Source organism: Rhizobium sp. P1_E1, assembly GCF_056406015.1.
Genome location: NZ_JBFUAY010000005.1, coordinates 49,983 through 63,181 on the forward strand (window position 1 = coordinate 49,983; position 13,199 = coordinate 63,181).

Consider the following 13,199-nt stretch of genomic DNA (forward strand, 5'->3'; position numbering starts at 1 on the left):
CCATGATTAGAAAGGATGGATTAACCGCACGATGCTCCGAGGGTGCGTAAAAGAGCGATTCCGGCTCGCACCTCTTTCCTTCCGAGGACCGAACATGCCTGTTATCACATTCGCAAATACCAAAGGAGGCGCCGGCAAGACGACCGCTGTTCTCCTGCTCGCGACCGAGCTTGCCCGCAAAGGCTATCGCGTCACCATTCTCGACGCCGATCCGCAGCACTGGATTTCACGCTGGCACGAGATCTCTGGTCACGTGGCCAAYCTTTCGGTGATCGATTTCGTGACAACCGCCTCGTTGCCGCAGCATATCAGCGAGAACAAGCACAATACCGACTATTTCATCGTCGACCTGCCGGGTGCACGCAATCCGCTGCTTGCCACCGCCGTCGGCCTTTCCGACCACGTGCTGATTCCGATCCAGGGCTGTGCAATGGATGCGCGCGGTGGCGCGCAGGTGCTCGAACTGCTGCAGTATCTGGATGAGAAGGCCGGCATCAAGATTGGCCATTCGGTGGTGCTGACCCGCGTCAACTCGATGGTGACGACACGGGCGCTGCAAGTCGTCAAGTCGCTGCTCAGCGAACGGCATGTGCCGGTGCTGGACACCGCAATTATCGAACGCTCCGCCTTTCGCGACATCTTCGACTGTGGCGGCACGCTGCACACGATCGATCCCACGCGCGTCAGCAACCTCGACAAGGCCCGTGAAAACGCCACCTGTTTTGCCGAGGAAATGATGCGCAAGCTGCCGGTGAGGCTGGTGGCGTCCGCCCGCATGGCGACGGCAGCCTGAGTCCCCGCATCCTGGAACGAAGTGCGTCCGGTTCGGTCCGCGACGCATTTCGTTTTCAGGCGCTTGCCGTGCGGCTGCCATCATTGAGAGAATGAGCCAGAAGGTCGGAAAGACGCCTTTTGACTTCGGCCAATTCGTCCGACATGCGATTGCGTTGTCGCGGCAGGCCTATATCGACCACCTCTAGAATGCGTCCCGGCCAAGGGCGCATCACGACAACGCGATCCGCCAAAAAGGCTGCCTCTTCGATATCGTGCGTGACGAGCAGCATCGTCGTGGCATTCACGCGCCATAGATCGATCAGATGATCCTGGAGTTCGACACGCGTCATCGCATCGAGTGCGGAGAAGGGCTCGTCCAAGAGGAGAACGGCCGGCTTCGTCACGAGTGCTCGCGCCAGGGCCACGCGTTGCGCCTGACCGCCGGACAGCTCCTTTATCCAGCGCTTCTCGTGGCCGCGAAGGCCAATCTTCTCCAGGGCCGCCGATACCTGCTCATCCCGTTCGCTGCTTGCCAGATGGCGCAGGCCGAAACCGATATTGTCCGCGACTGTCAGCCATGGAAAGAGCCGGGGCTCCTGGAAGACGATATTCACGAGCGAGTCCGGCTCTCTCAGCAGCCGTCCCTCCAAGCTGATTTCGCCCTGTGTAGGGGCTTCGAGGCCCGACAACAGTCTCAGAAGGGTGCTCTTGCCGCAACCCGATCCTCCGATGACCGCGACTAACTCTCCCTTACCGATACTGAGGGAGAAGTCTTGCAGAGCATGTGTTCCATTGGGGTAGATCTTGGATAGGGAGCGGATGTCAAGCATGTCAGATCCCGCTCGCATGGGTGTCGCGCCAGCGCAGGAACGGCGCGCTCGCAATCAGAAGCAGGCTATCGGTCGCCTTGCCGACAACGGCAAAGATCAAAATAGCCGCCAGGATCTGATCCGGCTTTCCGAGTTGCTGACCATCCACCAGAAGATATCCCAGGCCTTCGGATGCGCCCATGAATTCCGCCGCAACGACGAACATCCAACCGAGGCCCAGGCCTGCGCGCAGGGCAAGGATAAAGTCCGGAAGGACCGCCGGCAGCAAGATCAGACGAATGAGCTCGAAGCCCGAAAGCCGAAAGACGCGACCGACCTCTACGATGCGCCTATCGACGCCGACGACGGCGCCATAGACTCCTAGATAGACCGGGAAGAAGACGCCAACGGCAATCAGGGCGACTTTGGAGGCTTCGAAAATACCGAACCACAGGATGAACAGCGGCACCCAGGCAATGGAGGGAATGGCTCGCAGAGCCTGCAGGGTCGGATCCAGCAGACGTGCGAGCGGTTTGGAGTAGCCGGTCAGCGCCCCAAGAGCGGTCCCCGCCAAGGACCCGAAGGCGAAGCCGATCGCCACTCTGCGCAGCGTCGCGCCGACATGCGTTCCCAGATCGCCGGAGGCCGCCAGCGCATAGACCGTATAGAGAATTTTCGAGGGCGGGGGCATCAAACGACCTCCGACTATTCCCGCACGAACGAGGATTTCCCAGGCGGCAAACAACGCAACCGGAAACACGATTCCGACAATCGGGCGATCGAAAGGCGAAACCCGGCGCTGCCGGGTCTCCCTTCCTGTTTCCGTATTGTGCCATGACAGCGCGATGTGCACCAAGGACATGGGAACGTTCTTTCTATCGCTTCACTGGCCGAGAGCGGCCGAGGCGTAGCTGGGATCGACCAGCGACGATACGGTCTTGACGACATCGACATCCGCCTTGATGACGTCGGCCTTTTGCAAAGCGAGACCCGCTGCTTCGATCGTCTCGCGCTGTGCATCGCCGATCACGGAATAGGTGAGGTTCGTGCGCTCCAGCTGGCGCTCTATCACCGTGTCGGGCAGCTTGGTGGCGGCAACGAGGGCGGCTTTGAGCTTGGTCGGATCTTTCAGAGCTTCAATGCGCGCCTTCTCGTAGGAAGCAAGCACGCGTTTGACGAGATCAGGATGCGCGATAGCAAACTCTTCGCGCACGTTAAGCACGCCCCAGCTGTTGTTTTCCGGCTTGCGATAGAACAGCACATCGCCATCTTCAATCTCGGCGGAGGCCATGATCGGATCGAGGCCGGCCCAAGCGTCGACGTCGCCTCGTTTCAGCGCAAGGCGGCCGTCCGCGTGCTGTAGCAGAACAAGCGAAACGTCCTTTTCAGTCAGACCTGCATCGGCAAGGGCGCGCACCAGGAAAATGTGCGGGTCGGTGCCGCGCGTCACGGCGATGGACTTGCCCTTGAGGTCCTGGACCTTGGCGATGCCGGTATCCTTGCGTGTTACGAGCGCAGTCCATTCCGGACGCGAATACACATAGATGGATTTGATCGGGTTGCCGTTGACGCGGCCGATCAATGCAGCCGCACCCGCCGTCGAGCCAAAGTCGAGGGAGCCGGCATTGAGGAATTCCAGGGCTTTGTTGGAGCCTGCGGACTGGACCCAGGTTATCTTGATCCCATCCTTTTCGAATTCCTTTTCCAGGATGCCTTCATCCTTCAGAATGAGGCTGACCGGGTTGTAGGTCGCCCAGTCCACGCGAATTTCCGAGACATCGGCAGCCTGCGCCGTGCCGACTGCGACCAAACCCGCCAAAACGCTTAAAGCCAATCGAACAAGCGATTTCATACGACCTCCAAAATGTTAGGAAGTGAAATCTACAGATTTAATAGCTTTTGGCGCGCTTTCGGGTTCCAAACTTTGGTGCGGAAGAGCAATTTTGAACTGCCGTCGCGGCCCGCGCTAGATTGTTGTGTCAAAGTGCGGGGCAGCGCCGATCCCGCCGCGTATTGGTCGATCCAGTCGCGTGACATTGTTGTCTGTTCGCTTTGCGGTCATTCCGCCTGAAGACGCGATGGTATGTTCAGTCGACGAATTCGACCGTCACTCCCGGCTTGACCATCTTGGCAAGTTCGGTGGCATCCCAGTTAGTCAGGCGGATGCAGCCGTGGCTCTGGGTGCGGCCGATCTTCGAGGGTTCGGGCGTGCCGTGAATGCCGTAGGTCGGCCTGGAAAGCGCCATCCAGACGGTGCCGACGGGACCGTTCGGGCCGGGCGGGATGTTGAGGATCTTGTCGTTGGCACCCTGCTGGAAATTGATCTTCGGATTGTAGGTATAGCCGGGATTGAAGGCGACACGCTCGACGTTCACCAAGCCTGACGGAGAGGGCGTGTCGGTGGAGCCGATCGATGCCGGGTAGGCGGCGAGGAGATTGCCGGCGCCGTCATAGGCGAAGACCTGCTTGCGGCCCTTGTCGGCGATGATACGGGCAACCTCGCCGCTTTTCGGCTCACCCGGATTGACGACCTTGATGACGGTGCCGGGAACGCTGAAATCGGCGCCGGGGTTCATCTCCTTGAGAAAGGCCTCATCCATGTGGAAGCGTTCGGCCAGCATTTCGGTAGTCGAGGTATAGGCGAGCGACGGCAGCAGCGCCTTGTGCGAATAATCCTCCGGGATCTCCGCGACGAAGGGACCGGCGGCATCGGCCGGCGTGATCGTGTAACTGACGACGGGCAGGCCGCCGTTCATGCGCAGCTCTTCCAGAATGGCATCGGTGTCGTTGGGATCGAGCTTCGATCCGGTCATCTGGTCATAGGCATAGATCCCCTTGGTGACGTTCGAGCCCATATGGCCGTCGATGACACCCGGAGAGATGCCGGCACGATCGAGGAAGACCTGCAGCGCGACGATTTCGGGCTTCGACTTGTTCTTCAGCGTGATGACGGGCTCATCAGGCGCGGTCTTGGGCGCGTCGGCGGGCGGGATCTGCTGATCGGGGTCGATCGAGGCATAATCGTCGCCGGGCTGCGGATTACCGATACTGTTGTCATCGGGATAGGGCTGCTCGCCAAGCGGCCGGCGTTCGATCGCCGCATCGCGCGGAATGCCGCCGGTGACGGCGCCCCGCTCGGAATAACGCGTATCGCCATCGGGATTGTTGTCGGAATAATAGGGGTCGTCGCCGTACTGGTCGTTATAGACCTCGCGCGGGCCGGGCCGCGGCGGATAGTAGCCCCGGGCGCGCATCTCGGTAGCGACGACGTTGCCATAGGCATCGATCAACACGCGATTGCCGCTACGATCCCGGGCGTAGGCATAGCCAGTTGGAACGTAGTCGAGGATTTCGCCGTTTGGCGTCACGAGCACGATATCGCTCTGGCGGCGGTCGCGGAACTGCTGCGCGCCTGCCTCCGGCGCTATAGCCGCAAGGGCAGCCAAGCTGGCTGCGAGGCAAAATGCCGATTTTAAAAAGCGATTCACGTCTCACACCTCGAACAGTGACTGGGCAGACACACACATGCGAATTTTGACGCTAGTGTGGAATTTATGAAACCGTGCTGAACAAAATATGAAAATCACTAAGATTTCCTTTTACTCATAAACGTTTGCGTCCTTGTGGCAGTTCMGCGAATTCCACGGTTGCTGCAAAACCACAAGATAGGAACGGCACCGATTGACGAATGGCGGCGCGAAACCTAACGCTAGCGCATTGTGCTTTCCGAAAATCGGAATCAATTTTCGAAAAGCACAATGCGTCGATTCAAAGTGTTAGAGCGTCCTTTGTGCGTCCGAAAGGACGCACGGCGCTCTAAGGGGCCGACAATTCCCCGAGGAGACCGTGATGATCGAATTTGCCGCCGCAAGCGGCCCGCGCCTGATGCTGGACGAAACATCGGTGCTGGATATCGGCGGATGCATTGTCGACGGCGTCGACATCGCGCCGAAACGTGCCATTCCCGACGACGGTGATGCGCGAATCGACCACTCGCTCGAAGGCTTTCTCTTCACCTGCGGGCCGGATCATATCCGCCACCGCCAGCCGATTCCCGGCCGGGACGACGGCAAGGTTTATCCGCTGCACGGATCAGCCTCCGGCCATACGGCAAAGGTGCTGTGGACGAAGTTCGAGAACGGCAATGCCGAATGCCGCGCCGATATCGACATCACCACCGTCGAAGGACTGCCGCAGCGCATCGAGCGGCTGTGGCGGATCGATGGGGCGACCGGCGAGGTGCGGCTCGAGGACCGAGTCGTCAATACGAGCGATCGGACAGTGCCGACCTTCCTGATGTACCACATAAACACTGGCGGCAAATGGCTGGACGAGGGCACGCGGCTCGAGGGCCAGATGCTGGAGAATGGTGGTTTCCCCTGGGCGTTCGGCGAGGAGCCGGGCGGCATCTTCTGCGTCACGGCGCCGGCGACGGAGGAGGGCTTCGCAGAGGTCCGCCTCGGACCGATCGCCGCAATCGGCGGCAGGACGCTGCGTGTGCGCTTCCGCGCCGACACGCTGCCCCATCTGCAGGTCTGGCGGAACCAGAAGGCGCCCGCCCATATCATCGGTATCGAGCCGGTTTCGCATCGCTGGATATCGCGCGACGAGCTTCAGGCCGCTGGTGAGTTCAACATGTTGGCGCCCGGCGAGAGCCGAAGCTATGCGCTGACCTTTACCTTCCTGTGAACGAAGTGTTGTTGACGCTGGCAGACCTCCGTCGTAGACCTTCAGCCCACGATTTTTGAGGAGACAAGACGATGGATATTCGCCAGATCGACGATGAATATTCGGTTTCGGGCCAGATCACGCTGGAGGAGCTCGACGAGATCAAGGCACTGGGGTTCAAATCGATCGTCTGCCACCGCCCCGATCACGAAAGTCCCGACCAGACGTCGTTCTCCGTCATCGAGGCGCGCGCCAAGGAGCTCGGCCTCGAGATCGCCCATGTGCCGGTTGGACCGATGGGCGTGACCGAGGAAGCCGTGCAGGGCATGGTCGACGCGCTCGATGAATTCCCGCGGCCGATGCTCGGCTATTGCCGCTCCGGCGCGCGCTCGACGGCGATTTACCAGAAGACCCACCATATCCGTAATTGAGCCCGTTCCGGGGGGCCGATTTTCCGGCGTTGAACCTCAGCGCCGCCACCTCCATTCACTCAGGAGACTATAATGAGCATTAAGCGTATCGACGTCGGCTCGCGCATGAGCGGCGCCGTCATTCACGGCAACACGGTCTATCTCGCAGGTCAGGTCGGCGAGGGCGAAAGCGTCACCGATCAGTGCAAGTCCTCGCTTGCCGAAGTCGACCGCCTGCTGGCTGCATCAGGCAGCAGCAAGTCGAAGATCCTGCAGACGATCATCTACCTGTCCGATATCGCCGATTTCGCCGAGATGAACGCCGTCTGGGAAGGCTGGATCGATCCGGCCAATCCGCCGGCCCGCGCCACCAGCGAAGCCAAGCTCGCTGCGCCGAAATACAAGGTCGAGTTCATCATCACGGCTGCGATCTGATTTGAGGACACGGATGCCGACGAGACGCCTGCTGACACTTTGTTTTGCCGGTTGCCTCGCGGCCTCCGTGGCTTCTACGGAAGAACTTCCGTCAATCCCTAGAGGTGAGGGGCTTGGCGTGGCCTCCGTGAGCATGGTCATCGCATTGACTTGCGACATGCACTACAAGCGTCCACAGCTCGTCAGCGACGCGAAAGCTCTTTTCCTGAAGTTTGCTCGAAAAGAACTCAAAGACCCGGAAACCGCAACAGAACGGGCTTTTGGTACTGCTCGCCGTGGTGTCACGCGGCAGTCGACGAGACAATATACCAACGAGAGCTGCGATCAGCTGGGCAGAATGCTGAAGCGCGAGCTCGCTCGCTAAGATTCTGCCGTCCCAAGCGCCGCTTTTCAATCAGGATTTCTCGCGAATCTGCGTCAGGGTCCGCGTCGGCGTGRTCGCCTCGGGATCGAGCTTGATTTCGATGATCGCGGGTTTTCCGCTGGCACGTGCCCGCTCGAAGGCGGGGGCGAATTCCGCTGTCGTTTCCACCGTCTCGCCGTGGCCGCCATAGGCGCGGGCAAGGGCTGCGAAGTCGGGATTGGTCAGATCGGTGCTGCTGACGCGGCCTGGATACTCGCGCTCCTGATGCATGCGGATCGTGCCGTAGATGCCGTTGTTGACGACGACTGCGATGATCGGCAGGCCGTAGCGGATGGCGGTGGCGAATTCCTGGCCGTGCATCAGGAAGCAGCCGTCGCCGGCAAAGCAGATGACTTCGCGCTCGGGAAACAGCCGCTTGGCGGCCACCGCCGCCGGCAGGCCGTAACCCATCGAGCCGGAGGTGGGGGCGGCTTGGGTGTTGAAACGGCGAAAACGATGGAAGCGGTGCACCCAGGTGGCGTAGTTGCCCGCACCATTGGTGAAGATCGTCTGCGGTCCGGTATTGGCCTCCAGCCATTCCATGATCGGCCCCATATGGACGGCGCCCGGACCTGTCGATGGCGGCGTCGACCAGGCGAGATAGGCCTGGTGCAGGCGTGCGGTGCGCTCGGTCCAGTGCGGTTCGGCCGGCGCTTCCAGGTCGGCGAGCGCGGCGACGAAATCGGCCGGTGCCGCGCAGATGGCAAGATCCGGGCGATAGACGCGGCCCAGCTCGGAAGGGTCGGGATAGATGTGTACCAGCGATTGCTGGGGGTAGGGGATATCGATCAGTGTGTAGGACGAGGACGGCATTTCCGACATGCGGCTACCGAGGAGGATCAGCAGGTCGCTCTCCTTGATCTCTTTTGCCAATGCCGGATTAATGCCGATGCCGACATCACCGGCATAGCAGGGATGGAGATGATCGAACAACATCTGCCGACGGAAGGAGCAGCCGACGGGCAGTTGGAAACGCTCGGCGAAGCTCTGAAAATCGGCGACGGCATCGGCATCCCAGCGTGTGCCGCCCAGGATTACCATCGGCCGCTCGGCCTTCAGCAAGCGGAGATAGAAATCGTCGATCTGGCGGCGGCCGGGATGGGCCTCGACGTTGGCATAATGCCTGGCGCGGGGTGCCTCGACCTCATCGCGCAGCATGTCCTCCGGCAGCGTCAGCACGACAGGGCCGGGCCGGCCGGAGGTTGCGACCGCAAAGGCGCGGGTGACGAATTCGGGAATACGAGCGGCATCGTCGATCTCACCCACCCATTTGGCGAATTCGGTGAAGGCGCGGCGGAATTCGATCTCCTGGAAGGCCTCGCGCTCGCGTGCTTCCCGCTGCACCTGGCCGATGAACAAGATCATCGGGATCGAGTCCTGCCTTGATATATGCAGGCCGGCGGAGGCGTTGGTGGCGCCGGGGCCGCGGGTCACCATGCAAATGCCGGGTTCGCCGGTCAGCCTGCCCCAACAATCCGCCATCATCGCCGCTCCGCCCTCCTGGCGGCAGACGAGGACGTCGATATCGCTGTCGCGCAACGCATCGAGCACGGCGAGGAAACTCTCGCCGGGCACGCAGGAGAGACGCTTGACGCCATTCGCCTTCAGCGCCTCGACGATCAGTTCTCCGCCCGTCTTCTTCATGACAATGCCTTCTTCATGACGATGCCTTCCTCTCGAGTTCGGCGAGTTCCGCCAGAATTTCGGCCTGATGTTCGCCAAGACGCGGGCTCGGCCTGATGTAACGCAGCGGCGTCTCCGACAGCACCACAGGCGTCCTGACACCGGGGATCACGGTGCCGGCGGCATCCGCAAGGTCGATGCGCAGGCCGCGGGCCTGCACCTGCGGATGGGCGAACATTTCCTCGATCGTATTGATGGCGCCTGATGGAACCGCGTTCTCCTCGCAGGCCTTCAGCAGATCCGCCTTCTGCCATTTCAACGTCTCGGTGGAGACGAGGCGTCGCACTTCGCCGCGATTGCCGACGCGGGCCTTGTTGGTGGCGAAACGCTCGTCGCCGGCGATGGCCTCCAGGCCGAGGATGGTGCAGAGGCGGCGGAACTGGCCGTCGTTTCCAACTGCGAGAATGAGGTAACCGTCGGCCGTCGGCACGACCTCATAGGGCGAGATATTGGGATGGGCGTTGCCGAGGCGGGTCGGTGCCTCGCCGGAAACCAGATAATTCATGTTCTGATTGGCGAGCACGGCCGATTGCACATCGAGCAGGGCCATGTCGACCAACTGGCCTTCGCCTGATTTGAGGGCGTGAATCAGGGCGGCTTCGATCGCCGAGACGGCATAGATGCCGGTGAAGATATCGGCGATCGCGACGCCTGCCTTCATCGGCTGGCCGCCTGGTTCACCGGTGATCGACATGAAGCCGGACATGCCCTGGACGATGTAATCGTAGCCGGGGAGGCTGGCATAAGGGCCGTTCTGGCCGAAGCCCGTGATCGAGCAATAGACGAGCTTCGGGTTCACCTTGCGTAGGCTGTCATAATCGAGCCCGTATTTGACGAGGCCGCCGAGCTTGAAATTCTCGATGACCACGTCGGCGGTGGAGATGAGGCGGCGGACGAAATCCTGGCCTTCGGCGCTCTTCAGATCGGCAGTGACGGAGCGCTTGCCGCGATTGGCGGCGTGGTAATAGGCGGCCGAGAGGTTCTCGCCGTCGGCGCCCTCGACGAAGGGTGGTCCCCATTGGCGCGTATCGTCGCCGCCGTCGGGATTTTCGACCTTGATGACGTCGGCGCCGAGATCGGCGAGCATCTGTCCCGCCCAGGGGCCGGCGAGCACGCGGGCAAGCTCGATCACCCGGATGCCGGCAAGCGGTGGTTTTTTCGTCACGGTCTCTGTCATGTTCCTCCCGGCAATTTCTATGGCGCCAGCGTCACCTCAGATGTATCGGATACAGGCTTTGAAGCAAAGCGGCGCTCGCGCCAGAGGATGTAGAAGCCTGATGCCACGATGATGGCAATGCCGAGCCATTTGACCGCATCCGGAAAGTCGCCGAAGACCAGCCAGGCGAAGATTGTCGCCGAGACGATCTCGAAATATTGCAGCGGCGCCAGCGTCGAGGCCGGTGCTGCGCGATAGGCGTAGACGCCGAGGATGCCGGTGATTGCGGCCATGGCGCCGACGCCGGCGACATAGAACCAGGCGCGGCCTTCCGGCATGACCGGATCGAAGAGGTCGGAGCCGGTTCCCTGACCGAGGAAAAGCAGGAGGACACAGAAGAGCAGGCCCCAGATGCTCATCTGGAACTGCATCGACCAGGGGTCTTCCCTGCGCGAGAGGGCGCGGGTCATCAGCACGAAGATGGCGATGCAGAGCGCGCTGACGACAGGCAGAAGCGCGATGTAGCCGACCTCTTCGAAACTCGGCTGGATGATCAGCATCGCCCCGAAGAAGCCGACGCCGCAGGCGGTATACCGCCGCCAGCCAATCGTCTCCTTCAGGAAGATGCCACCGAGGATCGTCACCATGATTGGCTCGACGAAGAAGATCGCGATCGCGTCTGCGACCGCCATATATTTCAGCGTCGTGACGAAGGAGATCATCGAGACGGTGATGATCGCGCCGCGGATGGCATGGAACAGGCTCTGTCGCCAGGAAAAATCGGCGAAGCTGCGCCGCCATATCACGAGTGGCAGCATGCAGAGCGCCTGGACGATGAAACGGCCGGCGGTGATCTCCCCGGATGGCACGGTCGTGATCGCAAGCTTGGCAAAAATATCGATGAGCGGCGAGACCATCACCGAGAGTACCATCAGCACAAGCCCCATCGTCACGTCGGAGGCGGACGAAACGGGGCGGGCGGAGGAGCTGCTCATGATGAAATCCCTGTACTCAGGATATTGGTCGCTCAGGATCTTGCGACGGCCCTGTCGCACCACTCGCCAAAGGCTGCGATCGCCGCATCCGCGCCGATCTCATTCAGTGTTTCGTGCCGCATGTCCTGATATATCTCACTGCTGATACGGGAGAAGCCTTGGTCTTTCAAATGCTTTGACAGCCAGAGCACCGCTTTTCCACGCTCCGTCGCCGGGTCCACTCCACCGCCGACCAGATGGATCGGCATATCCCGCGGCAGCCGGTCTAGATGGATTTTCTGCGGCGCGCGGAAGGTCAACTCGAAGAGATCGAGCCAGAGAGAGACTGAGGCGTCGAAGCCGCAGAGTGGATCGGCGACATACTTGTCAACTTCATCAGGACGACGCGACAGCCAATCGAACTCGGTGCGGCGGCCGGCAATGGATTTGCCCCAGGTGCCGAAGGTGAGCTTCGGCAGCAGGCCGCTCGGCACGTCAGAGCCCTTCAGCATGCGCTCGGCAAGCAGGATCGCCTGGGCGGCGCGGCCGGCAAGGCCAACGGCGAAATTCGAATTCCAGACGGCGACAGCATCGAAGTCGGCCGGAGCCGTGACGGCTGCATTGAGGGCGATGAGGCCGCCCATCGAATGGCCGAAGAGGATCACCGGCAGGCCGGGATGGCAGGAGGCCGCATGGCCGCGCATGGCGATGACGTCGCCAATCACCCTTTCGACCCCACCACGCCGGGCAAAGCGGCCGATCGGCGCATCGGCTGCCGTCGTCTCGCCGTGGCCGCGATGATCGTGGGCATAGACATGATAGCCGCGCACCGCCATCGCCTCGGCAAAGGAGCGGTATCGTTTCGAATGTTCGGCCAGGCCATGCGATATCAACAGGATGCCGCGTGCCGCAGCTTCGGCCTTAGCATGGTGATAGGCCAGCGACGCCCCAGGCACGACGAGCCTTTGCGTTTCAGAAAACATGTGGATCCTCCCGGCGGCAACAGACCAGATCGCCGGGTAATTGCAACATCGGCGTTTGGTTATCCGATAACAAATTGCAGCCTTGTTGCGATTCAGGGTTGCGATCGTTTGAATTTGATGCTTATTTGTTCCTGTATTGTTCTTTTTGGGGGTTGAAATGAGCAGCATGCAGTTGCGTACTTTGTCGTTCGCTGTGTCGATGGTTATTGCCGGCGCCGCCGTGGCGCAGGAGGCCGGCGGGCGCACCCGCTTCATTCTGGCGGCGAGCTGGCAGCCGGCTTTTTGCCAGACAAACCAGAAGAAGGCCGAATGCGCCAGCCAGACCGGCGAGCGCCCTGACGCGACGAACTTCTCGTTGCACGGGCTCTGGCCGATGCGGCAGGATTATTGTGGTGTGAGCGCCGATCAGAAGACCGCCGACAAGGACGGCGACTGGAACAAGCTGCCGGAGGTCACGCTTGCAGCGGAGACGAAGACGGCGCTTGCCAAGGCGATGCCCGGCACGCAATCCGGCCTGGAACGGCATGAATGGGTGAAGCACGGCACCTGCACGAAGATGAGTGCCGACGACTATTTCGGCGTCGGTGTGCATCTCGTGGGCGCACTCAACGCGTCGGCTGTGCGTGATCTCTTCGCTGCCAATATCGGCAAGCCGGTCAAGGCCGAAGCGATCAAGGCGGCTTTCGACAAGAGCTTTGGACCGGGTGCCGGCGATCGTGTCAAGATGAGCTGCCGGCGGGCCGGCAATGTCAGGATGATCAGCGAGCTGACGATCGGGCTTTCGGAAGCTGCCGGAGCGGCATCGGCGAAAAGTGCCGGGCTTGCCGATCTGATCCAGGGTGCTGGAAAAACGTCGTTCGGCTGCGACGAGGGCGTCGTCGACGCTGCGGGCTTTTGACCGGAA

At 61.2% G+C, this 13,199-nt stretch carries 14 protein-coding genes; 6 read left to right on the forward strand and 8 right to left on the reverse strand.

What is annotated here, in order from left to right:
• The first annotated feature begins 94 nt into the window (after positions 1–94).
• Complete coding sequence (locus tag AC1D1Z_RS03915; protein ID WP_047623426.1) at positions 95–793, forward strand: ParA family protein; 699 nt, start codon at positions 95–97, stop codon at positions 791–793.
• Positions 794–848: 55 nt separating this feature from the next.
• Here AC1D1Z_RS03915 and AC1D1Z_RS03920 read toward each other — a convergent pair whose 3' ends face one another.
• The 4 genes from AC1D1Z_RS03920 to AC1D1Z_RS03935 form a co-directional block, all read right to left on the reverse strand.
• On the reverse strand, positions 849–1,604 hold the full coding sequence (locus AC1D1Z_RS03920) for an ABC transporter ATP-binding protein (protein ID WP_047623424.1): 756 nt from the start codon (positions 1,602–1,604) through the stop codon (positions 849–851).
• Between the two features lies 1 nt (position 1,605).
• On the reverse strand, positions 1,606–2,445 hold the full coding sequence (locus tag AC1D1Z_RS03925; RefSeq protein ID WP_047623422.1) for an ABC transporter permease: 840 nt from the start codon (positions 2,443–2,445) through the stop codon (positions 1,606–1,608).
• A 21-nt stretch (positions 2,446–2,466) separates the two neighbouring features.
• Positions 2,467–3,435 (reverse strand): aliphatic sulfonate ABC transporter substrate-binding protein, encoded by a 969-nt coding sequence (locus tag AC1D1Z_RS03930; RefSeq protein WP_026230694.1) that lies wholly within the window; start codon positions 3,433–3,435, stop codon positions 2,467–2,469.
• Between the two features lie 235 nt (positions 3,436–3,670).
• Positions 3,671–5,071: a L,D-transpeptidase gene (locus AC1D1Z_RS03935; protein WP_028732858.1), complete on the reverse strand. Its 1,401-nt coding sequence runs from the start codon at positions 5,069–5,071 to the stop codon at positions 3,671–3,673.
• 361 nt (positions 5,072–5,432) lie between these two features.
• On the opposite strand from AC1D1Z_RS03935, the gene AC1D1Z_RS03940 reads away from it, so the two are divergent.
• From AC1D1Z_RS03940 to AC1D1Z_RS03955, 4 genes are all read left to right on the forward strand, one after another.
• Positions 5,433–6,272, forward strand: coding sequence for an aldose 1-epimerase family protein (locus AC1D1Z_RS03940; protein ID WP_047623420.1), 840 nt, complete (start codon positions 5,433–5,435; stop codon positions 6,270–6,272).
• Positions 6,273–6,343: 71 nt separating this feature from the next.
• Complete coding sequence (locus tag AC1D1Z_RS03945) at positions 6,344–6,682, forward strand: protein tyrosine phosphatase family protein (protein ID WP_018074112.1); 339 nt, start codon at positions 6,344–6,346, stop codon at positions 6,680–6,682.
• Between the two features lie 72 nt (positions 6,683–6,754).
• Positions 6,755–7,096 (forward strand): RidA family protein, encoded by a 342-nt coding sequence (locus AC1D1Z_RS03950; RefSeq protein WP_047623419.1) that lies wholly within the window; start codon positions 6,755–6,757, stop codon positions 7,094–7,096.
• A 127-nt stretch (positions 7,097–7,223) separates the two neighbouring features.
• Entirely contained in the window at positions 7,224–7,460 is a 237-nt protein-coding gene (locus tag AC1D1Z_RS03955; RefSeq protein WP_130723523.1) for a hypothetical protein, read from the forward strand.
• 30 nt (positions 7,461–7,490) lie between these two features.
• Here AC1D1Z_RS03955 and AC1D1Z_RS03960 read toward each other — a convergent pair whose 3' ends face one another.
• Genes AC1D1Z_RS03960 through AC1D1Z_RS03975 form a run of 4 tightly spaced genes read right to left on the reverse strand, consistent with a single transcriptional unit; the run spans position 7,491 to position 12,295 of the window.
• Positions 7,491–9,143 (reverse strand): thiamine pyrophosphate-binding protein, encoded by a 1,653-nt coding sequence (locus AC1D1Z_RS03960; RefSeq protein ID WP_477849572.1) that lies wholly within the window; start codon positions 9,141–9,143, stop codon positions 7,491–7,493.
• A 13-nt stretch (positions 9,144–9,156) separates the two neighbouring features.
• Positions 9,157–10,359, reverse strand: a complete 1,203-nt coding sequence (gene caiB / locus AC1D1Z_RS03965) for a succinate--glutarate CoA-transferase (protein ID WP_130652782.1) — start codon at positions 10,357–10,359, stop codon at positions 9,157–9,159.
• A gap of 17 nt (positions 10,360–10,376) precedes the next feature.
• Positions 10,377–11,333, reverse strand: coding sequence for a DMT family transporter (locus tag AC1D1Z_RS03970; protein ID WP_047623487.1), 957 nt, complete (start codon positions 11,331–11,333; stop codon positions 10,377–10,379).
• A gap of 32 nt (positions 11,334–11,365) precedes the next feature.
• A complete protein-coding gene (locus AC1D1Z_RS03975) occupies positions 11,366–12,295 on the reverse strand; it encodes an alpha/beta fold hydrolase (protein ID WP_065276113.1) in 930 nt (309 codons plus the stop codon).
• 157 nt (positions 12,296–12,452) lie between these two features.
• Between AC1D1Z_RS03975 and AC1D1Z_RS03980 the strand changes: the two genes are divergently transcribed.
• Complete coding sequence (locus AC1D1Z_RS03980; RefSeq protein ID WP_047623414.1) at positions 12,453–13,193, forward strand: ribonuclease T2 family protein; 741 nt, start codon at positions 12,453–12,455, stop codon at positions 13,191–13,193.
• Positions 13,194–13,199: the final 6 nt, after the last annotated feature.

Coding starts and splice junctions, on each gene's coding strand:
- AC1D1Z_RS03920 (WP_047623424.1), bottom strand. CDS start 1,604: ATGCTTGACATCCGCTCCCTATCCAAGATCTACCCCAATGGAACACAT.
- AC1D1Z_RS03925 (WP_047623422.1), bottom strand. CDS start 2,445: ATGTCCTTGGTGCACATCGCGCTGTCATGGCACAATACGGAAACAGGA.
- AC1D1Z_RS03930 (WP_026230694.1), bottom strand. CDS start 3,435: ATGAAATCGCTTGTTCGATTGGCTTTAAGCGTTTTGGCGGGTTTGGTC.
- AC1D1Z_RS03940 (WP_047623420.1), top strand. CDS start 5,433: ATGATCGAATTTGCCGCCGCAAGCGGCCCGCGCCTGATGCTGGACGAA.
- AC1D1Z_RS03945 (WP_018074112.1), top strand. CDS start 6,344: ATGGATATTCGCCAGATCGACGATGAATATTCGGTTTCGGGCCAGATC.
- AC1D1Z_RS03950 (WP_047623419.1), top strand. CDS start 6,755: ATGAGCATTAAGCGTATCGACGTCGGCTCGCGCATGAGCGGCGCCGTC.
- caiB (WP_130652782.1), bottom strand. CDS start 10,359: ATGACAGAGACCGTGACGAAAAAACCACCGCTTGCCGGCATCCGGGTG.
- AC1D1Z_RS03970 (WP_047623487.1), bottom strand. CDS start 11,333: ATGAGCAGCTCCTCCGCCCGCCCCGTTTCGTCCGCCTCCGACGTGACG.
- AC1D1Z_RS03975 (WP_065276113.1), bottom strand. CDS start 12,295: ATGTTTTCTGAAACGCAAAGGCTCGTCGTGCCTGGGGCGTCGCTGGCC.
- AC1D1Z_RS03980 (WP_047623414.1), top strand. CDS start 12,453: ATGAGCAGCATGCAGTTGCGTACTTTGTCGTTCGCTGTGTCGATGGTT.